Below are 25,952 nucleotides of genomic sequence, written 5' to 3'. Positions count from 1 at the left end.
GTCAGTCCTCCTCGCGGTTGGCCATGAACTTGGCGACGCTGATCGATCCGAAGACGGCGAACAGCGCGAGCCCGAGCGCGACGGGCAGGGTCCGCGCGTGGTGGTTGACCGCCATCTCGGCGCCGATCCCGCAGATGATCGTCGCGACGAGCACGTCGGCCGCGACGACCCGGTCGAGCACGGACGGACCTCTGAGGATCCGCACGAGCGCGAGCAGGCAGGCGGCGCCGAAGACCGGCACCAGGATCCAGATCAGCCAGTCGATCACCGGACCACCCCCGATCCGGCCTCGATCGGCCGATTCACGCGCTGCACGTCCTCGCGGGAGCCGATGGCCCGGACGATGCGCGCTTCCGTCCGGAGGACCGTCCGGCGCACCTCGTCGATCCGCTCGCCCTCGTCGTGGGTCACGCCGAGCACGTGCAGGTAGAGGACGTTCAGCTGCGGGTCCACGTCGATCACCAGGGAGCCGGGGACGAGCGAGACGGCCTCCGTCGTCCAGACGAGCATCCCCTCGGAGCGGCTGCGCAGGTGCACGGCGACGATGGCGTTGTGCACCGGGACGGGCAGGGTCAGGATCTGCCAGGACACCCGCACCGAGGCCACCGCGATGTCGGCCAGCAGGCGCAGGAGGAAGAGGAGCACGAACCACGGGTTGATGCGGTTCGAGAACTCGACCGGCGGCAGGTAGAACACCCGGGTGATCAGCAGGGCGACCAGGAAGCCGGTGACGATCGACAGCACCGAGACGTCGTCCCAGAGCAGCACCCAGATCCCGACGAGGGTCACGAACATCGCGACGCGGTTCCAGATGTCGACGCGGCGGCGGGGGCTCATCGCGGCCCCTCCTCTCCGAAGGACGAGTCGCGGTAGACGGTCGCGATGTAGGTCGCGGGGTCGGCGACGGCGCTCGCCGCTCGCTCGCTCGCGTCGTAGAGGGGACCGGCGCCGACGGTCAGCACGACGCCGACGACGACCATCCCCGCGGTGGCGAGCACCATCATGGGCGGCGAGTGGCGGGTGCGGATGCTGCCCGTGTCGTCGGGGTCCTCCTGCAGCTGGTCGATCAGGGGCGACTCGTAGCCGGGCACCTCCTCCTGCCGCCGCCAGAAGACCATGTTCCAGACGCGCGCGACGGCGTAGAGGGTCAGGAGCGAGGTGACGGCTCCGGCGGCGATGACGGCCCAGATCAGCCACGACGGCTGGTCGACGGCCGTCTCCGTGCCGGCGACGAAGAGCCCCACCTTGCCGAGGAAGCCGGTGAACGGCGGGATCCCGCCGAGGTTCATCGCGGGGATGAAGTAGAGCAACGCCAGCAGCGGCGAGGCCTTGAGCAGCCCGCCGAGGCGCAGGATCGAGGTGGTGCCGCCGACGCGCTCGATCAGGCCGGTCGCGAGGAAGAGCGTCGTCTGCACCGTGATGTGGTGGATGACGTAGAAGATCGTCGCCGCGTAGCCGGCCGGGGTGCCCACGGCGATCCCGAAGACCATGTAGCCGATGTGCGAGACCAGCGTGAAGGACAGCATCCGCTTGATGTCGGCCTGCGCGACGGCGCCGAGGATGCCGACGATCAGCGTCAGCAGCGCCACCACCAGCAGCACCTCGCTCAGCCTCCCGCCGGGGAAGAGCAGGGTCTCGGTGCGGATCAGCGCGTACACGCCGACCTTGGTGAGGAGTCCGGCGAAGACGGCGGTGACCGGCGCCGGAGCCGTGGGGTACGAGTCCGGGAGCCAGAACGACAGGGGGAACACGGCCGCCTTGATCCCGAAGCCGAGCAGCAGCACCACGTGGAGCACCAGCTGCACGTCGGCGGGGAGCTCGGCGATGCGGATCGAGAGCTGCGCCATGTTGACCGTGCCGGTGGCGCCGTAGAGCAGGCCGATGGCCGAGAGGAAGAACACGCTCGAGACCAGGCTGACGACCACGTAGGTCGTGCCGGCGCGGATCCGCGGCGCGGTGCCGCCCAGGGTGATCAGCACGTAGCTCGCGGCCAGCAGGATCTCGAAGCCGACGTAGAGGTTGAAGAGGTCGCCCGCGACGAAGGCGTTGAGGATGCCCGCCGAGAGGATCAGGTAGGTCGGGTGGAAGATCGTGACCGGCGTCTCGCGGTTGCCGTCGACGAGGCCCTGGCCGACCGAGAACAGCAGGACGCCCAGCAGGGTGATCGAGGTGATCACGAGCATCAGCGCGGCGAGCGGATCGACGACCAGCACGATGCCCCACGGCGGCTCCCAGCCGCCCACGTAGACGGCGCTGCCGCCTCCGTCGCCGGTGAGGACCAGCACGAGCATCACCGAGGAGATCACCAGAACGCTCGACAGCGTCACGATGTTCACGGTGATCTGCGCGCGCCGGTGGCGTCCGAGGATCAGCGCGACGGCCGCTCCCAGGAGGGGGAGGGTGACGACGAGCGGGATCAGGGCGTTCATCGGTCCTCCTTCCTGTCGTCGGTCATGGCGCTCTCCCCGTGCTTGGCGGCGGTGCCCTCGTCGCTGGACTCGAGCAGGACGTCGAGCGCCCGGTCGTCGGCGGTGGTCTGGGCCGAGATGCCCGCCGCGTCCTCGCGGACGGAGGCGTCGGTCTCGTCGTCCTCCACCTGGTCGGCGTTGGCGAGGCGCCAGCGCCGGTAGATCATCGCGAGGAGGAAGGCGGACACCCCGAAGGTGATCACGATCGCGGTGAGGATCAGCGCCTGCGGCAGCGGGTCGGCCATCTCGGCGGCGATCTGCTCATAGGAGCGCCCGTCGTCGGTGACGAACGGCGCGATGCCCGAGCGGCCGGCCATCAGCAGGATGAGGATGTTGGTCGCGTTCCCGACGAGCAGGAACCCGATCAGGATGCGGGTGAGGCTGCGCTCGAGCATCTGGTAGACGCCCGCCGCGTACATCACCGCCATCACGACGACGAGGACGAGGGTGATGCTCATGCGCCGTCCCCCCTGCCCGGTCCGCCGACGACCGTGGAGCCGGTGGGGAGCGAGGTCTCGAGCCCGTCGACCGTGCCCTGGCCGGGGCCGGGGGTGCTGTCGGTCGAGTGCGTGACGCCGTCGCCCGAGGGGGAGCCCTGCTCGGCCTCCTCGCCGTGGCGGTCGACCTCGCCGCCGAGGCTGCGGAGGATGTCGAGGGCGAGGCCGATCACGATCAGGTACACCCCGATGTCGAAGAGGGTGGACGTGCCCAGGTGGAGCTCGCCCAGCACCGGCACCTCGAGGTCGAGCCAGCTCGACTCGAGGACCTCGAGGCCGAAGGCGAGGGAGGAGACGGCCGTGCCGACGGCGAAGAAGAGGCCGAGTCCGAGGACCTTGCCCGCGTCGATCGGCGCGGCCTCGCCGAGCTCGAAGCGGCCGCCGGCGAGGTAGCGCGCGACGAGGGCGAGACCGGCGAGCAGGCCGCCCGCGAAGCCTCCGCCCGGGGTGTTGTGTCCGGTGAAGAGCAGGTAGACCGACACGATCATCGCGGGGTGGAAGAGCAGGCGCACCAGCACCTCGAGCACGATCGAGCGGTTCTCCGGCCGGAGCGTGCGCCCGGCGACGAGCCAGGAGCCGCGGTCGCCGTCGCGCTCGGCGTCGGCGGAGGAGGTGGTCAGGTCCATCGCGCGCTCGCGGCGGTCGTCGGCGCTCTGCGACTCGAGGCGGGGAGCGCCTCCGGCCCGGCTGGAGAGGAAGATCAGGCTCGCGACGCCGGTGGCGACCACGACGAGGACCGAGATCTCGCCCATCGTGTCCCAGGCGCGGATGTCGACGAGCAGGACGTTGACGATGTTGCGGCCCTTGCCCTCCTCGTAGGCGAGGCGGGGCAGCTCGGCCGAGATCGGCGTCGCGGTCCGGGCGCCGAGGGCGATGGTGGCGGCGAGGGCCATGACCGCTCCGACCGCGATGCCGATGACGGCGCGCAGGCGCTTGCGCATCGGCTGGTGCTTCGCGGCGATGCGGGTCGGGAGGCGGCGCAGCACCAGGACGAAGACCACGAGGGTCACCGTCTCGATGAGCGCCTGGGTGAGGGCGAGGTCTGGTGCACCCTGCAGGGCGAAGAGGGCCACCATCCCGTAGCCGGTGGCGCCGGCCAGCAGCACGGCGGCGACGCGGTTGCGGGCGATCGCGCACAGCACCGCCGCGAGGATCATCACGGCCGCGACCGCGAGCTGGCCCGGGCTGTCCCAGAAGACGAGATCGCCCGGCCAGGTGCGGTTGAGGGCGGCCGCACCGCCGACGCCGAGGACGAAGACCGCGAAGATCACCGTCAGGTAGCGGGGGAGCGAGCCGCGCTGGACGGACTCGGTGACCGTGCTGGCGACACGGTCGAGCCAGCGGACGGTGGCCCAGTAGCCCTCGGCGGAGTCGATCCGGTTGGGCAGCATCGACTGGGCGCGCGCGACGGCGACGCGCTTGGCGAAGAGCAGGAGTCCGACGGCGATCACGAGGGCGCTGAGTGCCAGCGCGGGCTCGAAGCCGTGCCAGAGCGCGAGGTGGTAGCCGCCGTGGTCGGAGGCCTCCGCGGCGGCGGCGAGCTCCGGGTCGGCGTCCGGGGCGGCGTAGGGGAGGGTGTCCGCGTAGACGGCGACGAGCGGGTCGAGCACGGAGGCGGCGATCCCGCCGATCACGCTGGCGGCGGCCAGCAGCACCGGGGCGGCGGTGAAGGTCCACGGCTCGGCGTGCAGGTGCGTGTCCTCGAGCCCCTTCTTCCGGGCGAAGGCGCCCCAGAAGAAGCGCGCGGAGTAGGCCACGGTGAGGATCGAGCCGAGGACGAGGCCGACCAGCGCGACCCAGGCCCAGAACGAGCCCTGCTCGATCGCCGAGATCAGGCTCGTGAACACGGCCTCCTTGGCGACGAAGCCCAGCAGCGGCGGGATGCCCGCCATCGACAGCACGCCGACGAGGGCGGCGCCCGCGAGCACCGGCGCCTGCCGTCCCAGGCCGCTGAGCTTGCGGAGGTCGCGCGTGCCGGCGCGGTGGTCGACGATGCCGACGGTGAGGAAGAGCAGCGCCTTGAAGAGGGCGTGGGCGACGAGCAGGGTCAGTCCGGCCAGCGCGGCGTCGCGCGAGCCGAAGCCGACGGCGACGGTCAGGAAGCCGAGCTGGCTGACGGTGCCGTAGGCCAGCACGAGCTTGAGGTCGTACTGCCGGAGCGAGCGCCAGCCGCCGACGAGCATGGTCCAGACTCCGACGCTCACCACCACGGGCAGCCAGACGGAGTCGTCGGCGAAGCCCGGCGCGAGGCGCGCGACGAGGTAGATGCCCGCCTTCACCATCGCGGCGGCGTGCAGGTAGGCGCTGACCGGCGTGGGAGCGGCCATCGCGGCCGGCAGCCAGAAGTGGAACGGCACCAGGGCGGACTTCGAGAACGCGCCGAGCAGTACGAGCACCAGCGCCGTCGACACGATCGGGCCGGAGGGGGCGGCGGCGACGATCCCGGAGAGGCTGGTGGTACCGGCCTGCACGATCAGGACGATGATCCCGACCAGCATCGCCAGCCCGCCGAGAGTCGTGACCAGGAGCGCCTGGAGCCCGGCACCCCGGCTCTCCTTGCGCCCGCTGTAGTGGCCGATGAGAAGGTAGGAGAGGACGCTCGTCGCCTCCCAGAAGACGAAGAGGATGATCACGTCGTCGGCCGTGACCAGCCCGTACATCACTCCGGCGAACGCGGACAGGAGCGCTGCGAACCGGCCCAGCGAGGGCTCGTCGCGGCTGAAGTACGTCGCGCAGTAGGCGAGGACCAGGGCGCCGACTCCGCTGACCACGAGGGCGAGGACGATCGAGAGCGCGTCCAGGCGGAAGGAGAGGGCGATGTCGAGCGCGGGGATCCACGGCACGGACTCGCGGATCTCGCCGCCGTCGAGGATCGTCGGCAGGGCGGTCGCGGTGCCGACGAAGCTCGCGGCCGGGATCAGCGCCAGCGCGTAGAACGTCTTCGGCCCGAACCGGTCCACCAGCCAGGGGGTCACCACAGCGATCGCGAACGAGATCACGAGGATGAGGAGCATCACATGTTCCTCCCAAGGTGTACCCAGCGCATAAGTCGGTCAAGAATATCGGAGCGCCCTCCCGCGGAACCTGAGTGCGCGGAGGCTTGACGGCCCCGTCGTGATCCGCCAGGGCCCTACCGTGGGGAGCATGGCCCGCTCGCTCCTCCCCGACCAGCTCTGCCGACTCCGCGTCCACGACCTCGCGACGGGGGAGTCGACGACCGTCTTCGAGTCCGACTCCGTCCTCGTGGAGGCGCCGAACTGGACTCCGGACGGCTCCGCCCTGATCGTGAACGGCGACGGCGGCCTCTTCCGACTGCCGCTCGAGGGGACGCCCGTGCTCGAGCCGATCCCGCTCGACGGGGTGCCGGCCGAGCTCAACAACGACCACGTGCTCGCCCCGTCCGGCGGGCTCGCCTACGTCTCGGCGCGCGACGGGCACCTGTACGCGGTCGAGCTCGACGGCTCCGCCCCCGCCCGCCGCCTGACCGCCGAGCGCGAGGGCGCGCGCTTCAAGCACTACCTGCACGGCGTCTCGCCCGACGGCGCGACCCTCGCGCTGATCGGCGGCGGCGACGCCTCCGGGCGGTGGGGGACCGACGTCTACACGATGCCAGCCGGAGGAGGCGCGCTCACCGCCCTGACCGACGACGAGCCGGCCGACGACGGCGTCGACGTCTCGGCCGACGGCCGCACCCTCGTCTTCAACTCCGAGCGGGCCGGAGGCGGGGCGCAGCTGTTCCGCATCGGTCTCGACGGCTCCGCGCTCTCCCGCCTGGTCGAGTCGGACACGGTCGACTGGTTCCCGCACGAGTCGCCCGACGGCGCGCACCTGCTCTACCTCGCCTATCTGGAGGGGACAGCCGGGCACCCCGAGAACGTCGACGTCGAGCTGCGGCTGCTCGACCTCCCCGGGCGCGCGACGCTCGAGCCCGGCCGCGTGCTGGAGCGCCTCCACGGCGGGCAGGGGACGATCAACGTCTCCGGCTGGGCGCCGGACTCGACGCGCTTCGCCTACGCCGACTACCCGCGGCGCTGAGAGCCTGAGTCCTTGCCGCGCATGCGCGGGAGGGGGATCGATCACGGCGGGGAGCGGGTCTTGAATCGGGGGATGAGCATCGACAGCGCAGCATCCTCCTCCGTCACCCGCTCGCCGCTCGGCGACTCCGGCATCGACGTCTTCCCGCTCTCGCTCGGCGGCAACGTCTTCGGCTGGACCGCGGGCCGGCAGACCTCCTTCGACGTCCTCGACGGCTACACGGCCGCGGGCGGCGACTTCATCGACACCGCCGACGCCTACTCCGCCTGGGTCCCGGGCAACACGGGCGGCGAGTCCGAGACGATCATCGGCGAGTGGCTCGCGCAGCGCTCGGGGGACCGGGACGACGTGGTGATCGCGACGAAGGCGGGCCGCCACCCGGAGTTCACCGGCCTCGCGCCCGACACCGTGCGCGCGGCCGCCCGCGCCTCCCTCGAGCGCCTCGCGACCGACCGGATCGACCTCTACTACGCCCACTTCGACGACGAGGCCGTGCCGATGGCCGACATCGCCGCCGTGTTCTCGGAGCTCGTGGACCAGGGCCTGGTCCGCGCGATCGGAGTGTCGAACTTCAGCGCCGAGCGCGTCGCGGAGTGGCTGCGCATCGCGGGCGAGGAGGGCCTGCACGCGCCCGTCGCGCTGCAGCCGCACTACAACCTCGTGGAGCGCGGGATCGAGGCCGACCTGCTGCCCCTCGCCCGCGAGGCGGGGCTGGCCGTCGTCCCCTACTCCGCCCTGGCGTCAGGATTCCTGACCGGCAAGTACCGCGACGGATCGACGCCCGAGGGTCCGCGCGCCGACGGCGCCTCCCGCTACCTCGACGGCCGCGGCCGCCGGGTGCTGGCGGCGCTCGACGCGGCGGCGGAGGCGCACGGCGCCGAGGTGGCGACGGTGGCGCTCGCGTGGCTCCGCTCGCAGTCCGGAGTGGTCGCGCCGATCGCCAGCGCCCGCGTGATGGAGCAGCTGCCGGCGCTGATCGCCTCGGCCTCCCTCGAGCTGAGCGCCGAGGAGCTCGCCGCGCTCGACGAGGCGAGCCGGGCGTAGCCGCAGACGGGCGGCCGCGGGGGCGCGTCCCCCGCGGTCATCGACGCTCCGCGGAGGTGCTATCGTCTAACGGTGCCAAATCGCGGGCACGCCCCGAGAGGGGCTGTCAGACCCGCAGGTGCGCCCCCTTAGCTCATTGGTAGAGCACTTCCTTGGTAAGGAAGAGGTAGTGGGTCCGATTCCCACAGGGGGCTCCGTTCCCCGCAGGCCAGACCTGCGAAGAACGCGCGGCGGGGTAGCTCAGGTGGTTAGAGCACACGGCTCATAATCGTGGTGTCGCGGGTTCAAGTCCCGCTCCCGCTACAGCGAGAAGGCCCCGGTTCGCGCGTCGAACCGGGGCCTTCGGCGTTCCTGTCGCGCTCCGCTGCGGTCGGCTCCGGAGCGGAGCGCCGTGATCGTGCCGCCGGGCCGGACTCTCAGAGCCAGCCGTTGCGCTCCGCGATCCGGAGGGCGTCGGCCCGGTTGCGGGCGCCCGTCTTGCCGATCACCGCCGAGAGGTGGTTCCGCACGGTCCCCGGCGAGAGGTGCAGCATCCGGGCGAGATCGGCGATCGAGCCTCCGGTGCGCGCGGCGGCGAGCACGTCGGCCTCCCGGTCGGTCAGGGGCGTGCCTCCCTGCGCCAGCGACTCCGCAGCGAGCGCGGGATCGACCACGCGCAGCCCCTGCCCGACCCTCCGCACGGCGTCCGCCAGCTGAGCCGAGGGCGTGTCCTTGACCACGAAGCCCGACGCCCCCGCCTGCATCGCGCGGCTGAGGTAGCCGGGACGGCCGAAGGTCGTCACGATCAGCACGCGGCAGGCCGGCAGCGCCTCGCGGAGGAGCGCGGCGGCGGCGATCCCGTCCAGCCCCGGCATCTCGATGTCCAGCAGCGCGACGTCCGGCGTCGAGGCGAGCGCCGCGGCGACCACCTCGTCCCCGCGGCCGACCTCCGCCACCACGTCGATGTCGGACTCCAGCGAGAGCAGGGCGGCGAGTGCGCCCCGCACCAGCGCCTGGTCGTCGGCGATCAGGAGGCGCAGAGCGCTCACCGTCCGCCTCCGGGGAGGGTAGCCGCCAGGCGGAAGCCCCCGAGCTCGCTCGTCCCGACCGAGAGCCGGCCGCCCGCTGCCTCGACCCGCTCGCGGAGCCCGGCCAGTCCGGTCGAACCCGCTGCTCCCGGCTGCGGACCCACTCCGTCGTCCGCGATCTCGACCTCGCAGGCGGTGAGGCGGATCCGGCAGCGCGAGGCGCTCGAATGGCGGACGACGTTCGTCGCTCCTTCGCGGATCACCCACCCCACCAGCTCGCGATGCTGCGGGAGCACGGTGTCGGTGGAGGAGGGCAGGTCGGCGGAGATCCCCGCCGCGGCGAGAGCGCCGCGCGCGGCGGCCAGCGCTCCGCTCGCGGTCGTGGCCCGGAAGCCGGACACGGTCGCGCGGACGTCGGCGAGAGCGCCCCGCGCGAGCGACTCCACGTCCGCGATCTCGGCCCGCGCCCGCTCCGGGTCGGCGTCGAGGAGGCGCCCGGCCAGCTCCGACTTCACGGTGATCACCGTCAGCGAATGGCCCAGGATGTCGTGGATGTCGCGGGCGACCCGGCTCCGCTCGCGCTCGGCCGTCAGGACCTCCAGCTCGGCGCGGGTGTCGCGGAGCTGGTTGACGGTGGCGATCGTGCGCGCGAAGGTGGCCATCATCAGGGAGATGGAGAGGATGATCACCGGCACCACGAAGGCGGTCTCGGTGACGCCGTCGCTCTCGAGGCGGACGGCGAGCGTCACGGAGGCGAGGGCTCCGATCAGGGTGGCCGTGAGGCGCCAGGTGAACACGCACATGCCGACCAGGACTCCGACGTAGGTCCAGAGCCCCGTCACGTCCCGCCCGAGCCAGGGGAGGAGGGTGAAGGAGAAGGCGAGCAGTCCGAGGCAGATCAGCAGCCGGCCCCGCGTCGCGAGGGTCCAGGCGAGCGGCGGTGCGACGAGGAATCCGGCGCTGAAAGCGGCGATGAGGGCGACGCCGACGACGCGGCGGGGCCACTCCGGATCGTCGAGGACCGACGGCACGGTCGAGTACACCCAGAAGAGCGAGAAGACCGCTCCCGCGTACCAGCGCAGCGCACGCGGGGTCCAGAGAGCCGTGCGCAGGGTCGCTCCCGGGTCGGCGCCCGCCGCGGCCGGGCGGATCGGCCACCCTGTCTCGCCGTGCCCGGAGGCGGTGGTGCTGCTCACGCGCTCACCCTAGGACGGAGCCGACCGCGGTGGCGCATCCGTCACACCCGCTTCGTGTCGCGGCGGAAGAAGAACACCGTCCCGCCGAGGAGCAGACCGAGCCACACGAGTGCGTCGACCAGAGCGCCGAGGTCGAACCCCTCGCCGGTCAGCGGCGCTCGCGCGAGCTCGCTGATCCCGTAGACCGGCGTCAGGGCGGCGATGCTCTGCAGGAATCCGGGCATGCTGCTCACCGGGTAGAAGAGGCCGCCCAGGAACGCGAGGACCACGATGACCAGGCTCGTGATCTGTGCCGCGTTCTCGCCCGGCACCATGTAGCCCACCATGAGGCCGAGCGTCGTGAAGACGGCGCTCGCGAGCAGCCAGCCCGTCAGTCCGGTCGCGACCCACTGCACCGCCGAGAGCTCGATGCCGCTGGCGGCGCCGACCGCATAGGTGGCGACGACGGCGAGCAGGCCCAGCGCCATCCCGGCGATCATCTTGATCAGAACGTTGACCACGGGGTTCAGCGGGGTGAGCCGCAGCTGCCGGCTCCAGCCCTGCGCGCGCTCCACGGCGACGGCCGCCCCGGTCTGCGTGGCCGACATCATCGCTCCGTACATCGCCATCGACACCATGATGAAGGCCGCGATCGAGACGCCGCCCGCCGCGATCGGAGTCGCGGTCAGCGGCTCGTCGCGGAGCGGGTACCCGACGATGAAGAACATCAGGACCGGGAAGAGGAGGGTGAAGAAGAGGGTCCGCCGGTTCCGCAGCCGCCGCAGGATCTCGATGCGCAGGTAGGTCGTGGTGAAGCCGCCGAGCGCCGGCGAGCGGCGGTCGAGGCGGACGCGGTCGGCGGCGGGGGTCGTGGCGGTCATGCGGAGGCTCCTTCGGAGGTGAGGGCGAGGAAGACGCTCTCGAGGTTCTGGGCGGTGATCTCGACGTCGCGGGCACCGGTGCGGGTGAGCAGGTGGCGGGCGAGGGCGTCGGAGTCGTCGGTGTGCACCGTGATCCGGTCGCCCTGGGCCTCGACGCTGGAGACCCGGGGGAGCGCGGCGAGGGCGGCGAGGTCGGCGCCGGGCAGGGTCGCGTGGACGATCCGGCCGGAGACGAGGTTCTTGATGCTGCTCGTGGTCCCGTCGGCGACGATCCGGCCTCGGCTCATCAGGACGATGCGGTCGGCGTACTCGTCCGCCTCCTCGAGGTAGTGCGTGGCGAAGAGGACGGTGCGCCCGCGCGCCGCGTCGGTGCGGATGGCCTGCCAGAACGCGCGGCGCCCCTCGACGTCCATGCCGGTGGTCGGCTCGTCGAGCAGGAGCAGGCCGGGGTCCGACAGCACCGCCATCGCGAACCGGAGCCGCTGCTGCTGACCGCCGGAGCACAGTCCCACGCGGCGGGAGGCGAGGTCGGCGATCCCCGCGCGCTCCAGCACCTCGTCGATCGGCCGGGTGTCCGCGAAGAGGCTCGCGGTCAGCTCCAGTGTCTCGTGGACGCTGAGGTCCTTCAGCAGGCCGCCGGTCTGCAGGACGGCCGAGACGAGCCCGTGCGCGATCGCCGTGCGCGGCGAGCGTCCGAACACCGTGACCTCGCCGGTGTCAGGGGCCGAGAGGCCCAGGAGCATGTCGAGGGTCGTGGTCTTGCCCGCGCCGTTGGGACCGAGGAAGGCGACGATCTCGCCGGGCCGGACGGTGAGGTCCACTCCGGCGACGGCGGCGACGGAGCCGAAGCTCTTGGTGAGGGCGGTCGCCTGCACGGCGAGGTCGGTCGAGGTCATGCCCTCAGCCTGTCGAGAGGGTCGCCGCAGTGCCTCGCTCCTCTGTCACCGAGGTGCCGTGACATCCGTCACCCCCGCTCCGGCTCCGGAGCGGGGCGGGCCGCGCCCTCTGCCGGGCGAGGTCTCAGACCGCGCAGCCCGCGAAGAGCACGTCGTCCGAGGAGACCAGGTCCTCCAGGGTCAGCAGGCGGTCGAGGTCGTGGCCGGCGGCCAGGGCGTTGGCGCGCTCCGGTGCGGTCCGGGGGGCGAGGCGCCCCTCCATCACCCCGCCGAGGGCGCGGACGGCGCACGCGGCGACCACTCCCTCCGGGGTGCCGCCGATGCCGAGGACGAGGTCGACGCGGCCCGCGGGATCGGCCGCCTCGATCGCGACCGACACGTCGCCCTCGCCGCGCAGCTCGAGCGCGACCCCGGCCGCGCGCAGAGCCGCGATGAGCCCGGAGTGACGCGGCTTGTCGAGCACGACGACGACCAGCTCCGCGACGGGCTTCCCGAGCGCCGCCGCCAGCCGTGCGGCGTTCTCGGCGGGAGGGAGGTCGAGCGAGACGGCGCCCCGGCCCGCTGCAGAGCAGACCAGCTTGTCCATGTAGAACACGTCGCGCGGGTCGAACAGCGTGCCGCGCGGGGCGAGCGCGATCACGCTCACCGAGCCGGGGAGCCCCTCCGCCGTGAGCCGGGTGCCGTCGAGCGGATCGACCGCCACGTCGCAGGAGGGAGCGGAGGCGCGGCCGAGGCGCTCGCCGTTCGCGAGCATCGGGGCCTCGTCCTTCTCGCCCTCGCCGATCACGACGACGCCGTCGAACGGAGCGTCGGCCAGCACGGCGCGCATCGCCGCGACCGACGCCTCGTCCGCCGCGATCTTGTCGCCGCGCCCGTACCAGCCGCGCGCCGCCTCGGCCGCCGCGCGCACGGCGGCGGCCACCGCCTCCTGCAGCTCGGCCGGGTAGGCGGGCGACGCGATCAGCCGCAGGCCGCTCATGCGCGCGCGGGCTGAGCGGTCGCGGTGCGGACCAGCCGCTCCAGGGTGCGCAGGCCGTCGGAGGAGAGCACCGACTCCAGGTGCCCCTGCACCGACGCGACGTGCTCGCCGCGGAGGGCGTTGACCACTCCCGTCTCCGGGTCGACCGACACCTCGAGCCCCAGCCGGGGCGTGCGCGCGACGCCGGGGGCGACGGAGGAGAAGGTGTTGTAGAAGCCGATCGCGGCGTCCTCGCCGAACACGTCCACCGCCAGGCGCACGCCCTGGCGGGGCGCGGGAAGCGGCTCGACCGGGAGGCCCGCCAGCAGCGACAGCATCTGGTGGCTGAGGCAGACGGCGAGCATCGGCCGCTCGGCCTCGAGCCGCGCGGTCATCAGCGAGCGCAGGTGCGCGATCCGCGGCTCGGAGTCGTCGCGGGGGTCGCCCGGGCCCGGGCCGAAGACGACGAGGTCGTCGCTCAGCACGTCGGCGACCTCCGACCAGCGCTCGACCCGGGCGTCCATCCCGAGGTGGCGCAGCTGGTGGGCGAGCATCGTCGTGAACTGGTCCTCGTTGTCGACGATCAGCGCGGTGTGCCCGGCGAGGCCGGCGATGTGCTCGGGCGCCTGGGGTCGGAGCCAGAACGAGGCGAGCCGCTCGTTGCGCGCCTCGAGCGCCTCCTGCACGCCCGGCTGCGCGTTCAGGTCGATGGCCGGCGGCACCTCGCGGTGCGGCAGCAGGCCCAGGGCGGAGAGGACGCCCGACGCCTTCGCCCGCGTCTCGGCGACCTCGCCCTCGGGGGTGGAGTGGCGCACGAGCGTCGCGCCGGCCGGCACGGTGAGGCGGCCGTCCGCGCGGAGGTAGGCGGTGCGGATGAGGATGGGGGCGTCGACCGTGTAGCCGTGCTCCTCCGGCTCGAAGAGGGCGAGCACGCCGGAGTAGTAGCCGCGCGGCTCCTTCTCGTACTCGGCGATCACGGCGCACGCGTTCTCCATCGGCGAGCCGGTGACCGTGGGCGCGAACATCGTCAGCCGCAGGACCTCGCGCACGTCGAGTCCGGTGCGGCCCTCGAGCAGGTACTCGGTGTGGCTGAGTCGCGACATCTGCTTGAGGAACGGCCCGAGGATGCGGCCGCCGTCCGGGCAGACCGCGCTCATCATCTTCATCTCCTCGTCCACGACCATGAAGAGCTCCTCGCTCTCCTTGACGTCGGCGAGGAACGCGAGCACCTCCTCCCCGGTGGGTCCGGCCGCGGGGTGGCGGAAGGTGCCGCTGATCGGGTTCATCATGGCGACGCCGTCGCGCACCGAGACGTGGCGCTCGGGGGTCGCGCCGACGGCGGTGACCGTCTGCGCGCCGTCGACGCCGGGGGTGTGGATCGCGAAGGTCCAGTACGCGCCGGACTCGTCGGTGAGCAGGCGGCGGAACCAGGCCAGGACCGCCTCGACGGGCGGCGCGTCGGTCTGCGCGACGAAGGCGCGGTTGATGACGAAGTTGGCGCCCTCGCCGCGGCCGATCTCGTCCTCGATCACCCGGCGGACGATGTCGGCGTACTCGTCGTCCGGCACGTCGAAGCCGCGCTCCTCGACCGGGATCTCCCGCTCGGGCAGCAGCCGCAGCACCTCGGCCAGGGGGACGCTCTCGCGCTCGCGCACCACGAGGTTGCGCAGCGGGGCTCCGTCGTCCTTCGCCGCGAAGCCGCGCTCGCGCACCTGCCGGTAGGGCACGAGGGTCAGCACGTCGTCGCCGTCGAGCGGGATGTCGGCCAGGCCCTCGACGTCGAGCACGTCGCCCGTGAACACGTCGACGGCGTCGCGGCCCTGGCGGAGGACCACTGCGAACGGCAGCGTCCCGTCGGAGGCGAGGATGCGGGAGAGGAGCGAAGTCATCGTGGTCCTTGAATCGGGTCGTGCCCCACCCGGGCCCTGACATGCAGAACGACCGCCCGGAGGAGGCGGTCGCGTGCGAGGGGTCTGCGCGTCGGTCCGCCTAGGAGGCGGGCCACCAGGGGCTTCGGATCGACGTGCGCACGCGGCGAGTCTAGGGGAGAGCCGGGCGGCGGCCAAGCGGTGTCAGGCGGCCGGCCGCTCGGTCGGCTCGCCCCGCAGGGTCCGGAGCAGGAGGGTCGCGCCGGCCGTCGCGGCGGGGGTGGCGACGACCGCGCCCCCGGGGACGAGGAACGCCAGGTAGACGGCGATGCCGAAGCCGAGCGAGACCGCGCGGTGCTCGCCGAGGAGGCGGCGGCGGTCGCGGAGGGAGAGCCCCCGGGCGTCGCCCGCGAACCCGGTCAGCTCGAGCGCGAGGGCCCTCCCGCCGACCAGGGCGCCCGCGACGAGGCCGACGATCGAGCCGACCAGCGGCACCAGGCCCAGCAGCACCAGGACCACGCCGATCCCGAGGGAGGTGGCGACCAGCACGGCGGAGTCGCGGAGGCCGCGGCCGACCCCCTGCCAGAAGGTGGTCTCGCGCTCGTCGGGCACGCCGCCGAGGTCGTCCTCGACCCGCCGCCAGATCCGCTCGTAGAAGGGGTCGCCGACCAGCAGGGTCACCGCGGCGAAGAGGACCACGCCGAGGGCGAGCACGGCGCCGACCACCGCGATCGAGAGCACCAGGCGGACGGTGGCGGCCGTGCCCTCGTCCCAGCCGCCGGCGAACGGGGTGAGCGCGGTCACCGCGTCCTGCACCCGCGTGAGCACCAGGACCAGCACGCCGACGAAGACCAGACCGACGATCAGGGGCGGGATCGCGCCGAGGAGCATCGCCCGCGGCGAGCGGACCCAGGTGCGGAAGCCGCGGAGGAAGAGCCGGGCACCGAGGCCGAGATCGCGGAGGACGCTCATCCCCCGATCCTCGCAGGTGGGTCCGGGTCGGGGGTCCGGCAGAACGCCCGACTGCACGGGACGTGGAACCTCAGACCCGCTCGAACGGAGCGAGCAGCCCCGCCATCGCCTTCGTCCGCGGCGCGGCGTACTCGTCGCGCCGCGAGGTGCTGACGCCCATCGCGACGAGCCCCTCCACCAGGCGCACCGCCGAGGCGACGCCGTCGATCACGGGCACGCCCAGCTCCCGTGAGAGGTCGCGGCACAGGTCGGCCATGCCCGCGCAGCCCAGAACGATCGAGTCGGACCCGTCGACGGCCAGCGCTTCGGCGCACTCCGCCAGGATCGCGCGGCGGGCGTCGGAGCGGGGGTCGTCGAGTTCGAGCACGGGGATGTCGCAGGCGCGCACCTGACGGCAGGCGTCGCCGAACCCGGCGCGGCGGGCGATGTCCCAGGCGCGGCCGCTCGTGCGCGAGAGCGTGGTGACCACGCTGAAGCCCCGGCCGACGAGCGCGGCCATGTGCATGGCGGCCTCGGCGATCCCCACGACCGGGCCGCTCGCGATCTCGCGCGCGGCGTCGACGCCCGGGTCGCCGAAGCACGCGATGACCGCGCCGTCGCAGCCGGCCGCCTCCGCCCGGGCGATCTCGTGCAGGACGCCGGGCACGGCGAGCGCCTCGTCGTAGTGGCTCTCGATCGACGCCGGACCCATCGGCGGGGTGACGGCCGTGATCTCGGTGCCGAGCGAGGCGACGGAGCGGGCGGCCCGGCCGATCGCCGCGGTCATCGCGGTGCTGGTGTTCGGGTTGACGACGGTGATGCGCATGGTGGTTCCTCGGTTCGGGTGCCGGGAGGGAGAGGGACCCGCCCGACGGCCGGTCCGCGGGATGCGGAGCAGCCGGAGCGGATCCCTCCTCCGTGCCGGCCGGATCAGACGGTCGAGCCGTCGCTGACGTGCTCGAGGTCCTCGTCGAGGCGCCCGATCCGCGGCGCGCGCCGCTCGAGCACGGCCATCGCGACGAATCCGAGCCCGCAGCCGAGGAACCAGCTGTAGTCGCCGAGCCAGGTGAACTCCGCGCCTCCCGCCTCCGCGATCCAGCGCGGCACGAGCACCGAGGCGACGGAGGGGACTCCGCCGATCACGGTCGCCCAGACGGCGTTGGGGTTGAAGCCGCGCGAGAACCAGTAGCGGCCCTTCTCGCTCATCGTGTAGAGGTCGTCCACCCAGACGCGCTGGCGGCTGATCAGGTAGTAGCCCGCGATGAGGACGCCGAACAGCGGTCCGATCAGCGCGCCGAGGATGCCGAGCGTGTAGTGGATGGCGGTGTCGTTCGAGTACCAGTTCCACGGGGTGAGCAGCACCGAGCCGACGGCGGCGATCATGCCGCCCATCCGCCAGCTGATCTTCTTCGGGTTGACGTTCGAGAAGTCGAACGCGGGGGAGATGAAGTTGGCGACGATGTTGATGCCGATCGTCGCGATGACGAAGGTGAGCCCGCCGAGGAGCACGGCGAACCAGGTGTCGATCCGCTCGACGGTCTCGATCGGGTCGGTGATCAGCTCGCCGAAGACCGGCACGGTCGCCGAGGCGGTGATCACGGTGAGGAGGGAGAAGAAGAGGAAGTTGATCGGGAGGCCGAGCAGGTTGCCGCGCTTCACGGCGCCGTAGCTGCGGGCGTACCGGGAGAAGTCGCCGAAGTTGAGCATCGGGCCCGAGAAGTAGGAGACGACCAGGGCGACGGCCGAGATCATCACCGGCACAGCGGCGGCGAGGTCGAGCGGCTCGCCGGAGCCGAGGGTGAGCGAGATGTTCTCCCAGCCCGCCTGCGACACCAGGTAGACGGCCAGCACGAGCATCACCACGTAGACCGCCGGTCCCGCCCAGTCGATGAAGCGGCGGATCGACTCCATGCCCCGCCAGAACAGCGCGGCCTGCGCGACCCAGAGGATCGCGTAGGAGAGGTAGCCCAGGGCCGAGAGGCCGAGGAACGACGCCTCGGGCGTGTTCAGGGCGGCCATGCCCGGGAAGAACTTGAGGAAGACGATGTTCAGCGACTGCGCCGCCAGGTAGGTCTGCACGCCGTACCAGGCGATCGCGATCAGTCCGCGGATGATCGCCGGGATGTTCGCGCCGCGGATGCCGAAGATCGCGCGGTTGATGACGGGGTAGGGCACGCCGGTGACCTGGCTGGGCTTGGCGACGAGGTTGCAGAAGACCTGCACGATCACGATGCCCACCACCAGGGCGACGAGCACCTGCCAGCCGGCCAGGCCCAGTGCGAAGAGCGAGCCCGCGGTCACGTACCCGCCGACGCTGTGCACGTCCGACATCCAGAACGCGAAGATGTTGTAGCTCGACCAGCGCTGCTTTCGGAGCGGGGCGAGGTCCTCGTTGGAGAGGCGGTCGTCGTAGCCGGCGCTCGCCGCGGCGGCGGGATCCGGATCGACGGGGGGTGCGGTGACTCGGGGTGCGGTGACTCGGTCGGACATGGGTGGATCCACCTCTCGGGCGGTCGTGCGCAGAGCGGCACGGAGCGGATGTGTCAGGGTGGTCGGGACGTCCGGCCGAGGAGGCGGGGCGTCGCGGAGAGCGTTCCGAGTGAAGTGATCACTTCACGCGGGCCACGCTACGAGTCGGGAGGCCGCCGCTCGTTTCGGCTCCGTTACGGCTGTGTGACGATCCGCGAGAGGGGACGGGCCATGCCCTCCGACGACACCGCGCCCGACGAGGCGGCCGCCCGGGCGATCGTGGACGGGGCCGGACTCGGCGCCCGGCTGCGGGAGCTGCGGCTCTCGGCGGGCCTGTCGCTGAAGGCACTCGCCGGGCGGCTCGGCATCTCCGTGAGCGCCGTCTCGCAGATCGAGCGCGGAGCCATGCAGCCCTCGGTCGGCCGGCTGATCGCCCTCGTGGACGCGCTGGGGGTCCCGCTGTCCGCCGTGTTCGACCAGGGCGCGTCGGCGCCGGTCGAGACCGCGGTCGTCCGGGCGCGCGAGTCGGCGCCCGTGGCGCTCGAGGGCGGAGTGCTGTTCCGCCGTCTGGCGCCGCGTCCGCTGGACGCCGTCGACTTCTTCGAGTCGACCTACCCGCCGGGCTCGACCTCGACGGCGCACCGGCAGCTGCTCCGCCACGACGGGTTCGAGATGGGGACGGTGACGCTCGGAGAGCTGACGGTCGAGTTCGAGGACGAGTCGGTCGTCCTCGGGCCGGGCGACGCCATCACGTTCCCGTGCGAGCGGCCGCACCGCATGGTCAACACGGGCTCGACCACGGCGATCGCGACCTGGCTGATCGTCCACCGCTGACACCGCGCCGGTGCTTCGTGCCGGACCCCTGGCGGCACCACCTGCGTATGGGACCCTGGTCCTCGCTCCTCCACAACGGGCGGACGACCGTCTCCTGTCCACACCCCGGTCGGGATCGGGGCGCGGCGGGCCCTCGGTGTCGGTACCGCCTGGTGGGCTGGTCTCCTCGACCGAGGGGTGCGGAACGTGGAGGAGCGGATGGACGGCAGGAACGACGAGGGGTGCCCGCGCTGGTGCGCGGGTGAGCACGACGAGCTGGTCGCAGCGGCGGAGCGGCTGCACCGCTCCGCGGCGAGCTCGGTCCCGGTGGTGCTCTGGGCGCGTGGAGACGGGGCCGCGGGCGCGACGGTGCACGTCTCCCTGTGCCGCCCGGGGGAGTCGGGGGAGGACAGGCTCCGCCTGGAGGCCGACGGGCTCGGCGAGGTCGACCTCGATCTCAGCTCGGGGTCGCGGCTGGCCGGCGCGGTGCTCCGGCTACTCGGCGCCTCGTGAGGTGCGCGGCGGGTCGGGCGGCAGGAGGTCCGTCAGCTCGATCTCGAGCGCCTCGCAGAGCGCGAGGAGGGTGTGCAGCGTGGGGTTCGCGGGCGAGCCGGGCTTCGACTCGCCCTTCTCGAACTTCTGGTAGGTGTAGCCCGCGAGCCCGGCCGCGTGGGCGATCCGCTCCTGGCTGGCGCCCTTGGCGATGCGGGCCCGGTGCATGTTGGTGCCGAGCTCGCGGGCGTAGGTCGCCCAGTCGCGCTCGGGAGTGGGTGTCGACATGCCCGCCAGCTTCGGAGAAGTTCGGCCGCGGGTCAGCCATACACGGATGGGAAATTCCCGGTGGTCATACCCGGGTGACCACCGGCGGCGCCTCCGGAGCCCCGAGGGCCCCGCGACGGCAGCGCCTAGTATGGCCGGGTGCCAGTGAACCCCGAACTCGTCGGGCGCGTCTTCGCGCCCACGGAGCCCTATCAGGTGGGGCGCGAGAAGGTGCGCGAGTTCGCCCGCGCCGTCTCCGCGACCTCCCCCCTGCACCACGACGTCGAAGCCGCCCGCGCCGCCGGGCACCCCGACCTCGTCGCTCCGCCCACCTTCGCCGTCGTCGTGCAGGAGTTCACGCTCCAGCAGCTGCTCGCCGAGCCCGACGGCGGGATCGACTTCAGCCGCGTCGTGCACGGAGACCAGCGCTTCGTGCTGTCCCGTCCGGTCGTCGCCGGCGACGAGCTGACCGCGACCCTCTCGGTCGCCGCCATCAAGAAGCTCGGCGCCCACTCGATGGTCACCACCGAGTCCCGCATGGTCGACGCGAGCGGCGAGCACGTCGTCACCGCGATCTCGACCCTCGTGGTCAGGGGAGACGAATGAGCACCGCACTGCCCGCCCTCGCCGAGCTGAGCGTCGGCCAGGTCGTCGCCGAGAGCCGCTTCCCGATCGACCGCGGCACCCTGGTGCGCTACGCGGGCGCCTCGGGCGACTTCAACCCCATCCACTACCGCGACGACGTCGCCGCCGAGGTCGGCCTGCCCGGCGTGCTCGCGCACGGCATGCTCACGATGGGCACCGCGGTGCATGTCGTCGTCGACTGGGTCGGCGACCCCGGACGCGTGGTCGACTACCAGGTGCGCTTCACCCGCCCCGTCGTGGTGGACCCGCGCGACGGCGCCGCGATCGACGTGGTCGCCAGGATCGGTGCTGTGAACGCCGAGGAGGGCTGGGTCCGCGTCGACCTCGCCGTCTCGGTCGAGGGCCAGTCCGTCCTCGGCAAGGCCCAGGCACGGGTCCGACTCGCGTGACCTCCGCGCCGCTGCTCTCCGCCCTGACCACCCTCCGCGTCGGCGGACCCGCCGAGCGCCTCGTCGAGCCCGCCACCGAGGCGGAGCTGGTCGAGACGCTCGTCGGCCTGTGGTCGGACGACGAGCCGTGGCTGCTGCTCGGCGGCGGCTCCAACCTCCTCGTGGGCGACGACGGGGTCGAGGGCACGGTCGTGCGCGTGCGCACCACCGGCGTCGAGCGGCTCCCCTCCGACGAGCCGGGGCGCGTGCTCCTGCGGGTCCAGGCGGGCGAGTCGTGGGACGGCCTCGTCGCGACGACCGTGGAGCGCGGCTGGGCGGGCCTCGAGGCCCTCAGCGGCATCCCCGGCACGGTCGGTGCGTCGCCGGTGCAGAACATCGGCGCCTACGGCCAGGAGCTCTCGGACACGCTGGTCGCGGTCGACTTCCTCGACGAGGGCGCCCGCGAGCCCGTCCGGCTGACGGCGGAGGAGCTGCAGTTCGCCTACCGCACCTCCGTGATCAAGCAGGGCCGCCGGGGCGCGGTGCTGGCCGTCGAGTTCGCGCTCGAGGAGGTCGGCGCCGAGGGCGACGGCACTCCCGTCGCCTACGGTCAGCTGGCGTCGGCGCTCGGAGTCGCGCTCGGCGACCGCGTGCCGCTCGCGCGGGTGCGCGAGACCGTGCTGGCGCTGCGCGCGGGCAAGGGCATGGTCCTCGATCCGGAGGACCCGGACACCGCGAGCGCCGGCTCCTTCTTCACCAACCCCCTCGTCACGAGCGCATTCGCCGACTCCCTGCCGCCCGAGGCGCCGCGCTGGCCGGTCGAGCCGACGGCGGAAGCGCCCGTCATCACTCCGCTCGCCGCGGTCGAGGCAGGAGCGCCCGTCGGGCTGCCCGTGCCTCCCCGCGCCGACGGCCTGGTGAAGCTCAGCGCCGCGTGGCTGATCGAGCACGCCGGCGTCTCGCGCGGTTTCGCCCTGCCCGGCTCGCGGGCCGCCGTGTCGAGCAAGCACACCCTCGCCCTGACCAACCGCGGAGGAGCGACGGCCGAACAGGTCGCTGAGCTCGCCCGGTACGTCCAGGGCCGCGTCCTGGCGGAGTTCGGCGTGCTGCTGCACCCCGAGCCCGTCGTGGTCGGCACCGCGGTCTGAGTCCGCGCGGTCTGCGCGCGCAGGCCCCGCGCTCGCGGGGACGCGCGCCCTCCGGCCGCGGCCTCCTCCGGCTCAGCTGTCGCGGCGGATCCAGCGGAAGCCGAAGCGGCAGGCGACGAGCCCCACGACGAGCCAGATACCGAGCACCAGCGCGACGCCGCCGAGGTCCCACGACCCGTTCACCTCCGCCTCCTCGAACCCGCTCGGCAGGAACACGGCGCGCATGCCCTGCGCGATCCACTTGAGCGGGAAGACGCTCGCCGTGTTCTGCAGCCAGTCCGGCAGCGTCGTGAACGACAGGTACGACCCCGAGATGAACTGCAGCACGAGCAGCGGCGGCACGATCACGGCGGTCGCGCTCTTGCCCGAGCGGGGCAGCGCGGAGACGGCGATGCCGAGGATGGCCGACGTCGCGACTCCTGCCAGGTAGACCCAGGCGAAGGTCGCCCAGCGCCCGCTGTCGGTGGGCAGCTCGACCGAGAACACCGTCGCCGCGACGAGGAGCAGCAGGGCCGTCTGCGCGAGGCTCGTCACGAGCACCTGGCCGAACTTGCCGATGAAGTAGCTGAAGACCGGCAGCGGTGCCCCCGCGAGGCGCTTGAGCGTGCCGTCGCCGCGCTCGACCGCGATGTCGACGCCCAGGTTCTGGACGCCCGAGAGCAGGATCCCGGCCGCGGCGAGGCCCGGCACGTAGTACTCGGCCATCGGGATGCCCGGGTCCTGCGGGTTCGCCTGCATCACCGCGGTGTCGCCGAACGCGACCGAGAAGATCGTCAGGAGCAGCACCGGGAAGAGGAAGGTGAAGAACACCTGGTCCGGAGCGCGGAAGTACGAGCGGATCTCGTAGCGGGCGCGGGCGAGTCCGAGGCGGACGGTGCGTCCCGGGCCGGTGGAGAGGGTGCGGGGGCGGGTGGCGACGGCGGTCACGCGGGCTCTCCGATCAGGTCGACCGCGTCGCGGTCCTCGCGGATGAGGTCGAGGTAGATGTCCTCGAGGCTGGGGCGGACGACCTCGAGCGCCGTCGGCTCCCCGATCCGGGCGTGCAGCTCGGCGACGGTCCGGGCGGGCTCGGTGGTGCGCAGCCGGTGCAGCACGCCGTCCTCGCGCCACTGCACGATCGGGACGCGCGCCTCGTCCCCTCCGATCGCGCTCATCGGGCCGATGGCCAGGAGCCGCCCGCCGGAGATCACGGCGGCGCGGTCGCCGAGGCGGGCGGCCTCGTCGAGGTAGTGGGTGGTGAGCAGGATGGTCGTGCCCTCGCTCTTGAGCAGAGCGATCAGGTCCCAGAAGGAGTGGCGGGCCTCGGGGTCGAATCCCGTGGTGGGCTCGTCGAGGAACACCAGCTCGGGACGGCCGATGATGCCGAGGGCGACGTCGACGCGGCGGCGCTGGCCGCCGGAGAGGCGCCCGATGCGCGAGCGGGCCTTGGACGTCAGCCCGACGGCCTCGATGGTCTCGTCGACGTCGCGCGGTCGCGGATAGAGGCTGGCGAAGTGCGCGATCTGCTCGCGCACCGTCGCGTTGCCGGACTCGCCGCTGGACTGCAGGACGATCCCCAGACGCGCCTTCCACGCCAGGTCGCCGTGGCGCGGGTCGACCCCGAGCACCGACACCTCGCCGCCGGAGCGGTCGCGGTAGCCCTCGAGGATCTCGATGGTCGTCGACTTCCCGGCGCCGTTCGGGCCGAGGAGCGCGAAGGTCTCGCCCCGGTGGATGTCGAAGGAGACTCCCGCGACCGCCGGAGCGCCCCCGTAGTCCTTCCGCAGGTCGCGGACTCGGACGGCGTGGTCTTCGCTCATCGTCACAGCGTGCCCTGTCGCACCCCTCCGGCGACAGTGATTCCCGATTTCCGCCTCCCTCTTGCCCTCCCCGCCCCGAGATGCCACGCACCCCTCACCTGTCGGACAGGCCCGTCGCAGTACCCGCCGTCACCGTGCGGCACGGTCGAGCGGCGATCGGCGATCCGCGTGTCACGGATCGTCGTCCGCGCTGCGCACCCCGCTCTCTGCGACGCACCCCTGTCGTCGAGCCGCCGCTGCCGATCGACGGCGCAGGCGGAGGAGGGCTAAACGGTGCCGAAGAGCCGCTGCAAGCGGCGCACGCCCTCGAGGAGCGCGTCGTCGCCGAGGGCGTAGGACAGGCGGAGGTAGCCGCTCGGACCGAAGGCCTCGCCGGGGACGGTGGCGACCTCGGCCTGCTCGAGGATGAGGTCGGCGAGCTCGAGGGAGGTCGTCGGGGTGGTGCCGTTCCACTCGCGGTTCAGCAGCCCGTTCACGTCGGGGTAGACGTAGAACGCGCCGCCGGGGGTGGGGCACTCGATCCCGTCGATCGCGTTCAGCTCGGCGACGATGGTGCGGCGGCGGCGGTCGAAGGCCAGGCGCATCTCCTCGGCCGGCTCCTGCGGGCCGGTGAGGGCGGCGATCGCGGCGCGCTGCGAGATGTTCGAGACGTTGCTCGAGAGGTGCGACTGGAGGTTCGAGGCGCCCTTGATCGCGTCGGCCGGGCCGACCATCCATCCGACGCGCCAGCCGGTCATCGCGTAGGTCTTCGCGACGCCGTTGACGAGGATCGTCCGGTCGCGCAGGGCCGGCACCGCCTCGACGATCGAGGTCGCGTGCTCGAGCGGGCTCGCGTCGTCCTGGTCGCCGGTGGAGTAGACGAGGTTCTGGTAGATCTCGTCGGCGATGATCCAGAGGCCGTGCTCCTCGGCCCACTCGCCGATCTCGCGGGTCTGCTCGGCCGAGTAGACGGCGCCGGTGGGGTTGGAGGGGGAGACGAACAGGAGCACCTTGGTGCGCTCGGTGCGCGCGGCCTCCAGCTGCTCGACCGTGACCAGGTAGCCCTGGTCGGCGCCCGCGAACACGTCCACCTGCACGCCGCCGGCGAGCTTGATCGCCTCGGGGTAGGTGGTCCAGTACGGGGTCGGCACCAGCACCTCGTCGCCGTCGTCGAGGAGGGTCTGGAAGGCCTGGTAGACGGCCTGCTTGCCGCCGTTGGTGACCACGACCTGCGAGGGGTCGACGGCCCATCCGGAGTCGCGCGCCGTCTTCTCCGCGATGGCCGCGCGGAGGTCGGGGAGGCCCGCCGCGGGGGTGTAGCGGTAGTTCCCCGGGTCGAGCACGGCGGCCGAGGCGGCCTCGACGATGTGCTCGGGAGTGAGGAAGTCGGGCTCGCCGGCGGCGTAGGACACGACCGGGCGGCCCTGGGCCTGGAGGGCCTTCGCCTTGGCGTCGACCTTCAGAGTGGCGGACTCGGCGATGGCGGCGATGCGGGCGGAGATGCGCGTGGTGGAGGACACGACGGCCAGCGTATCCTGCGCGCGCACGGGGCTCCGAGGCCCCCCGCCGCTCGGCTGGACACGCCCAGCGGGTCCACGTACACTCGTCCGAGGTAGTCGATCTCTGCCCTCATCCACAGCGCCCGCGAGGGTCGTGGCGGTGGGGCGGCGGGTCGGTCTCCTCCTCGGATGCTCGCAACGGCATCCATAGGGCGGTGGCTCAATTGGTAGAGCAGCGGTCTCCAAAACCGCAGGTTGCAGGTTCGAGCCCTGTCCGCCCTGCACATCGATGCCCGTCGCACGCGGTCCCCGCGACGCTGCGGTCATCGGTCCAGGGCCGCCCATGACGGGCGGTCGGCCACACCGGAGGTTCCGGTGCGGGAAAGGTGCGTGCAGGTGGCCGGGAAAGCAGTCGACGAGCCGAGCGAGGACGTCGTCGCGATCGCCAATCAGCAGCGAGCCGCGCGGCGCAACCCGTTCGCGCGCATCGCCCTCTTCATCCGGCAGGTCATCGCCGAGCTGAAGAAGGTCGTGACGCCCACCCGCAAGGAGCTGGGCAACTACGTCGTGGTCGTGCTGATCTTCGTCGTCATCATGATGGCGCTGGTGTCCTTCCTCGACTGGGTGTTCGCCCTGGCCGTGACGTACGTGTTCGGCACACCCGCCGCCTGACCCGAGAGCATCCGGGCCGCG

Annotated in this window: 26 protein-coding genes and 3 tRNA genes; 11 read left to right on the top strand and 18 right to left on the bottom strand. The window is 72.6% G+C overall.

Translation table 11 applies throughout. From position 1 onward, the window contains the following. Position 1: 1 nt before the first annotated feature. Genes C5B95_RS02400 through C5B95_RS02380 form a run of 5 tightly spaced genes read right to left on the bottom strand, consistent with a single transcriptional unit; the run spans position 2 to position 5,979 of the window. Positions 2-268 carry a monovalent cation/H+ antiporter complex subunit F gene (locus C5B95_RS02400; protein WP_308470711.1) on the bottom strand — a complete coding sequence of 89 codons (267 nt, stop codon included), beginning with the start codon at positions 266-268 and terminating at the stop codon, positions 2-4. Then, a complete protein-coding gene (locus tag C5B95_RS02395; RefSeq protein WP_104234245.1) occupies positions 265-837 on the bottom strand; it encodes a Na+/H+ antiporter subunit E in 573 nt (190 codons plus the stop codon). The genes C5B95_RS02400 and C5B95_RS02395 overlap by 4 nt, the downstream gene beginning before the upstream one ends. Beyond that, positions 834-2,429: a Na+/H+ antiporter subunit D gene (locus C5B95_RS02390; protein ID WP_104348396.1), complete on the bottom strand. Its 1,596-nt coding sequence runs from the start codon at positions 2,427-2,429 to the stop codon at positions 834-836. The genes C5B95_RS02395 and C5B95_RS02390 overlap by 4 nt, the downstream gene beginning before the upstream one ends. After that, complete coding sequence (locus C5B95_RS02385) at positions 2,426-2,926, bottom strand: Na(+)/H(+) antiporter subunit C (protein ID WP_104223614.1); 501 nt, start codon at positions 2,924-2,926, stop codon at positions 2,426-2,428. The genes C5B95_RS02390 and C5B95_RS02385 overlap by 4 nt, the downstream gene beginning before the upstream one ends. Beyond that, entirely contained in the window at positions 2,923-5,979 is a 3,057-nt protein-coding gene (locus C5B95_RS02380) for a Na+/H+ antiporter subunit A (protein WP_104348395.1), read from the bottom strand. The genes C5B95_RS02385 and C5B95_RS02380 overlap by 4 nt, the downstream gene beginning before the upstream one ends. Before the next feature lie 130 nt (positions 5,980-6,109). On the opposite strand from C5B95_RS02380, the gene C5B95_RS02375 reads away from it, so the two are divergent. The 4 genes from C5B95_RS02375 (at position 6,110) to C5B95_RS02360 (ending at position 8,347) form a co-directional block, all read left to right on the top strand. Beyond that, entirely contained in the window at positions 6,110-7,000 is an 891-nt protein-coding gene (locus C5B95_RS02375; RefSeq protein ID WP_104348394.1) for a PD40 domain-containing protein, read from the top strand. Between the two features lie 72 nt (positions 7,001-7,072). After that, positions 7,073-8,044 (top strand): aldo/keto reductase, encoded by a 972-nt coding sequence (locus C5B95_RS02370; protein ID WP_104348393.1) that lies wholly within the window; start codon positions 7,073-7,075, stop codon positions 8,042-8,044. A gap of 122 nt (positions 8,045-8,166) precedes the next feature. Continuing rightward, a tRNA-Thr gene (locus tag C5B95_RS02365) sits at positions 8,167-8,238 on the top strand. A gap of 35 nt (positions 8,239-8,273) precedes the next feature. After that, positions 8,274-8,347: transfer RNA gene (locus C5B95_RS02360), tRNA-Met, on the top strand. A gap of 113 nt (positions 8,348-8,460) precedes the next feature. Here C5B95_RS02360 and C5B95_RS02355 read toward each other — a convergent pair. From C5B95_RS02355 to C5B95_RS02315, 9 genes are all read right to left on the bottom strand, one after another. Then, positions 8,461-9,072 carry a response regulator gene (locus C5B95_RS02355; RefSeq protein ID WP_181067973.1) on the bottom strand — a complete coding sequence of 204 codons (612 nt, stop codon included), beginning with the start codon at positions 9,070-9,072 and terminating at the stop codon, positions 8,461-8,463. Beyond that, positions 9,069-10,247 carry a sensor histidine kinase gene (locus tag C5B95_RS02350; protein WP_258059741.1) on the bottom strand — a complete coding sequence of 393 codons (1,179 nt, stop codon included), beginning with the start codon at positions 10,245-10,247 and terminating at the stop codon, positions 9,069-9,071. The genes C5B95_RS02355 and C5B95_RS02350 overlap by 4 nt, the downstream gene beginning before the upstream one ends. 41 nt (positions 10,248-10,288) lie before the next feature. Beyond that, the gene (locus C5B95_RS02345; RefSeq protein ID WP_104238293.1) at positions 10,289-11,107 is read right to left on the bottom strand and encodes an ABC transporter permease; all 819 of its coding nucleotides are present in this window, start codon (positions 11,105-11,107) and stop codon (positions 10,289-10,291) included. Beyond that, a complete protein-coding gene (locus C5B95_RS02340; RefSeq protein ID WP_104348392.1) occupies positions 11,104-12,003 on the bottom strand; it encodes an ABC transporter ATP-binding protein in 900 nt (299 codons plus the stop codon). Before C5B95_RS02340 ends, C5B95_RS02345 begins: the two co-directional genes overlap by 4 nt. Before the next feature lie 124 nt (positions 12,004-12,127). Beyond that, the gene (locus C5B95_RS02335) at positions 12,128-12,982 is read right to left on the bottom strand and encodes a fructose-bisphosphatase class II family protein (RefSeq protein WP_104249795.1); all 855 of its coding nucleotides are present in this window, start codon (positions 12,980-12,982) and stop codon (positions 12,128-12,130) included. Then, entirely contained in the window at positions 12,979-14,850 is a 1,872-nt protein-coding gene (locus tag C5B95_RS02330; RefSeq protein WP_104348391.1) for an anthranilate synthase family protein, read from the bottom strand. The genes C5B95_RS02335 and C5B95_RS02330 overlap by 4 nt, the downstream gene beginning before the upstream one ends. 183 nt (positions 14,851-15,033) lie before the next feature. Then, positions 15,034-15,801 (bottom strand): EI24 domain-containing protein, encoded by a 768-nt coding sequence (locus C5B95_RS02325; RefSeq protein ID WP_104326167.1) that lies wholly within the window; start codon positions 15,799-15,801, stop codon positions 15,034-15,036. A gap of 70 nt (positions 15,802-15,871) precedes the next feature. Next, positions 15,872-16,606: an aspartate/glutamate racemase family protein gene (locus C5B95_RS02320; RefSeq protein ID WP_104234239.1), complete on the bottom strand. Its 735-nt coding sequence runs from the start codon at positions 16,604-16,606 to the stop codon at positions 15,872-15,874. Between the two features lie 104 nt (positions 16,607-16,710). Next, entirely contained in the window at positions 16,711-18,270 is a 1,560-nt protein-coding gene (locus C5B95_RS02315; protein WP_104227042.1) for an NCS1 family nucleobase:cation symporter-1, read from the bottom strand. 210 nt (positions 18,271-18,480) lie between these two features. Here C5B95_RS02315 and C5B95_RS02310 point away from each other — a divergent pair, with 210 nt between their 5' ends. Further along, positions 18,481-19,083, top strand: coding sequence for a helix-turn-helix domain-containing protein (locus C5B95_RS02310; RefSeq protein WP_104348390.1), 603 nt, complete (start codon positions 18,481-18,483; stop codon positions 19,081-19,083). A 198-nt stretch (positions 19,084-19,281) separates the two neighbouring features. Next, on the top strand, positions 19,282-19,575 hold the full coding sequence (locus C5B95_RS02305) for a DUF6907 domain-containing protein (protein WP_104295588.1): 294 nt from the start codon (positions 19,282-19,284) through the stop codon (positions 19,573-19,575). Here C5B95_RS02305 and C5B95_RS02300 read toward each other — a convergent pair. Next, the gene (locus C5B95_RS02300; protein WP_104223625.1) at positions 19,558-19,842 is read right to left on the bottom strand and encodes a helix-turn-helix domain-containing protein; all 285 of its coding nucleotides are present in this window, start codon (positions 19,840-19,842) and stop codon (positions 19,558-19,560) included. The genes C5B95_RS02305 and C5B95_RS02300 overlap by 18 nt on opposite strands. Before the next feature lie 138 nt (positions 19,843-19,980). Here C5B95_RS02300 and C5B95_RS02295 point away from each other — a divergent pair, with 138 nt between their 5' ends. From C5B95_RS02295 to C5B95_RS02285, 3 genes are read left to right on the top strand one after another with little or no spacing between them, the layout of a single operon-like run. Continuing rightward, positions 19,981-20,427: a MaoC family dehydratase N-terminal domain-containing protein gene (locus tag C5B95_RS02295; protein WP_104227045.1), complete on the top strand. Its 447-nt coding sequence runs from the start codon at positions 19,981-19,983 to the stop codon at positions 20,425-20,427. After that, positions 20,424-20,855 carry a MaoC/PaaZ C-terminal domain-containing protein gene (locus C5B95_RS02290; protein ID WP_104348389.1) on the top strand — a complete coding sequence of 144 codons (432 nt, stop codon included), beginning with the start codon at positions 20,424-20,426 and terminating at the stop codon, positions 20,853-20,855. The genes C5B95_RS02295 and C5B95_RS02290 overlap by 4 nt, the downstream gene beginning before the upstream one ends. After that, positions 20,852-21,982 carry a UDP-N-acetylmuramate dehydrogenase gene (locus C5B95_RS02285; RefSeq protein ID WP_104223628.1) on the top strand — a complete coding sequence of 377 codons (1,131 nt, stop codon included), beginning with the start codon at positions 20,852-20,854 and terminating at the stop codon, positions 21,980-21,982. Before C5B95_RS02290 ends, C5B95_RS02285 begins: the two co-directional genes overlap by 4 nt. Positions 21,983-22,054: 72 nt before the next feature. Here the strand turns inward: C5B95_RS02285 and C5B95_RS02280 are convergent, their stop codons facing one another. The 3 genes from C5B95_RS02280 to C5B95_RS02270 all read right to left on the bottom strand — a co-directional run bounded on the left by C5B95_RS02280 (position 22,055) and on the right by C5B95_RS02270 (position 25,289). Then, positions 22,055-22,909: an ABC transporter permease gene (locus C5B95_RS02280; protein ID WP_104223629.1), complete on the bottom strand. Its 855-nt coding sequence runs from the start codon at positions 22,907-22,909 to the stop codon at positions 22,055-22,057. Next, complete coding sequence (locus C5B95_RS02275) at positions 22,906-23,781, bottom strand: ABC transporter ATP-binding protein (RefSeq protein ID WP_104223630.1); 876 nt, start codon at positions 23,779-23,781, stop codon at positions 22,906-22,908. Before C5B95_RS02275 ends, C5B95_RS02280 begins: the two co-directional genes overlap by 4 nt. A gap of 266 nt (positions 23,782-24,047) precedes the next feature. After that, entirely contained in the window at positions 24,048-25,289 is a 1,242-nt protein-coding gene (locus C5B95_RS02270; protein ID WP_374953262.1) for a pyridoxal phosphate-dependent aminotransferase, read from the bottom strand. A gap of 179 nt (positions 25,290-25,468) precedes the next feature. Between C5B95_RS02270 and C5B95_RS02265 the strand changes: the two genes are divergently transcribed. Both C5B95_RS02265 and secE read left to right on the top strand, forming a co-directional pair. Further along, positions 25,469-25,541, top strand: a tRNA-Trp gene (locus tag C5B95_RS02265). Between the two features lie 114 nt (positions 25,542-25,655). Beyond that, complete coding sequence (secE, locus tag C5B95_RS02260) at positions 25,656-25,931, top strand: preprotein translocase subunit SecE (RefSeq protein WP_068208793.1); 276 nt, start codon at positions 25,656-25,658, stop codon at positions 25,929-25,931. Positions 25,932-25,952 lie beyond the last annotated feature (21 nt).

Origin of the sequence: Rathayibacter sp. AY1A7 (genome assembly GCF_002930845.1) — a bacterium.
Taxonomy (GTDB): domain Bacteria; phylum Actinomycetota; class Actinomycetes; order Actinomycetales; family Microbacteriaceae; genus Rathayibacter.
Note: the sequence above shows the minus strand (reverse complement) of the source record. Positions and strands in the feature narration are given on the sequence as shown.

Excerpts from the sequence above, each read along its gene's own strand:
- C5B95_RS02315 (WP_104227042.1), bottom strand. The coding sequence starts at position 18,270 with ATGTCCGACCGAGTCACCGCACCCCGAGTCACCGCACCCCCCGTCGAT.
- C5B95_RS02345 (WP_104238293.1), bottom strand. The coding sequence starts at position 11,107 with ATGACCGCCACGACCCCCGCCGCCGACCGCGTCCGCCTCGACCGCCGC.
- C5B95_RS02395 (WP_104234245.1), bottom strand. The coding sequence starts at position 837 with ATGAGCCCCCGCCGCCGCGTCGACATCTGGAACCGCGTCGCGATGTTC.
- C5B95_RS02370 (WP_104348393.1), top strand. The coding sequence starts at position 7,073 with ATGAGCATCGACAGCGCAGCATCCTCCTCCGTCACCCGCTCGCCGCTC.
- C5B95_RS02330 (WP_104348391.1), bottom strand. The coding sequence starts at position 14,850 with ATGACTTCGCTCCTCTCCCGCATCCTCGCCTCCGACGGGACGCTGCCG.
- C5B95_RS02385 (WP_104223614.1), bottom strand. The coding sequence starts at position 2,926 with ATGAGCATCACCCTCGTCCTCGTCGTCGTGATGGCGGTGATGTACGCG.
- C5B95_RS02390 (WP_104348396.1), bottom strand. The coding sequence starts at position 2,429 with ATGAACGCCCTGATCCCGCTCGTCGTCACCCTCCCCCTCCTGGGAGCG.
- C5B95_RS02300 (WP_104223625.1), bottom strand. The coding sequence starts at position 19,842 with ATGTCGACACCCACTCCCGAGCGCGACTGGGCGACCTACGCCCGCGAG.
- C5B95_RS02380 (WP_104348395.1), bottom strand. The coding sequence starts at position 5,979 with ATGCTCCTCATCCTCGTGATCTCGTTCGCGATCGCTGTGGTGACCCCC.
- C5B95_RS02320 (WP_104234239.1), bottom strand. The coding sequence starts at position 16,606 with ATGCGCATCACCGTCGTCAACCCGAACACCAGCACCGCGATGACCGCG.
- C5B95_RS02375 (WP_104348394.1), top strand. The coding sequence starts at position 6,110 with ATGGCCCGCTCGCTCCTCCCCGACCAGCTCTGCCGACTCCGCGTCCAC.
- C5B95_RS02290 (WP_104348389.1), top strand. The coding sequence starts at position 20,424 with ATGAGCACCGCACTGCCCGCCCTCGCCGAGCTGAGCGTCGGCCAGGTC.
- C5B95_RS02340 (WP_104348392.1), bottom strand. The coding sequence starts at position 12,003 with ATGACCTCGACCGACCTCGCCGTGCAGGCGACCGCCCTCACCAAGAGC.
- C5B95_RS02325 (WP_104326167.1), bottom strand. The coding sequence starts at position 15,801 with ATGAGCGTCCTCCGCGATCTCGGCCTCGGTGCCCGGCTCTTCCTCCGC.
- C5B95_RS02310 (WP_104348390.1), top strand. The coding sequence starts at position 18,481 with ATGCCCTCCGACGACACCGCGCCCGACGAGGCGGCCGCCCGGGCGATC.
- C5B95_RS02275 (WP_104223630.1), bottom strand. The coding sequence starts at position 23,781 with ATGAGCGAAGACCACGCCGTCCGAGTCCGCGACCTGCGGAAGGACTAC.
- C5B95_RS02335 (WP_104249795.1), bottom strand. The coding sequence starts at position 12,982 with ATGAGCGGCCTGCGGCTGATCGCGTCGCCCGCCTACCCGGCCGAGCTG.
- C5B95_RS02305 (WP_104295588.1), top strand. The coding sequence starts at position 19,282 with ATGGACGGCAGGAACGACGAGGGGTGCCCGCGCTGGTGCGCGGGTGAG.